Annotated in this window: 1 protein-coding gene; it reads left to right on the top strand. The window is 65.2% G+C overall.

Annotated features, from left to right (window positions below; genetic code table 11):
* Window positions 1-82 precede the first annotated feature (82 nt).
* A partial coding sequence (locus HV766_RS30110) for a GntR family transcriptional regulator (protein WP_175182371.1) occupies window positions 83-774 on the top strand: 692 nt, incomplete at its 3' end.

Below are 774 nucleotides of genomic sequence, written 5' to 3' on the forward strand. Positions count from 1 at the left end.
TTTTTTCTACGATAAGCAGCATAAATCTCGGCGTCAATAATTTTTATCGAGATTTTTTAAAGCCAGTGATAAAGTAGCTCCCATGTCAGACGGCGCCACCCTCCCCCCGCTTGCCCATTCCGCCTCGGCCAACACCCTGGTCGGCGCGGCCTATGTCAACCTGCGCCGCGACATCATCCAGGGCGTGCATCCGCCGGGCTCGCGCCTGCGGGTCGAACACCTGAAGGACGATTACGGCGTGGGCGCGGGCACGCTGCGCGAAGCGCTGGCGCTGCTGGTGTCCGACGCGCTGGTCATCGCGCAAGGACAGCGCGGCTTTCACGTCACGCCGATTTCGCTGGAAGACTTCCGCGACATCACCGAGAACCGCGTGCTGCTGGAAACCCAGGCCCTGCGCCAGTCCATCGCCCTGGGCGACGACGACTGGGAAAGCGCGGTGCTGGCCGCCTTCCACCGTCTGAGCAAGGCTGAACAGCGCCTGGCAGCCGACCCCGACACCCGCTTTGAAGAGTGGGAACAGCGCAACCGCGAGTTCCACCGCGAACTGATCCGCGCCTGTCCGTCGCGCTGGCTGCATCACTTCCTGGGCATCCTGTACCAGCAGGCCGAACGCTACCGCCGCCTGACCGTCACGCGCAAGCCCATCGCGCGCGACCTGGACGACGAACACAAAGGCATCCTGGACGCCACGCTGGCGCGCGATGCGGACCGCGCCTGTGAACTGCTGGCCGCCCACATCCGCCTGACCTACGAGGCCGTGGCGCGCCTGCCGCC

This window comes from Achromobacter aegrifaciens (assembly GCF_902859735.1).
In the GTDB taxonomy this organism is placed as follows: Bacteria; Pseudomonadota; Gammaproteobacteria; order Burkholderiales; family Burkholderiaceae_B; genus Achromobacter; species Achromobacter aegrifaciens.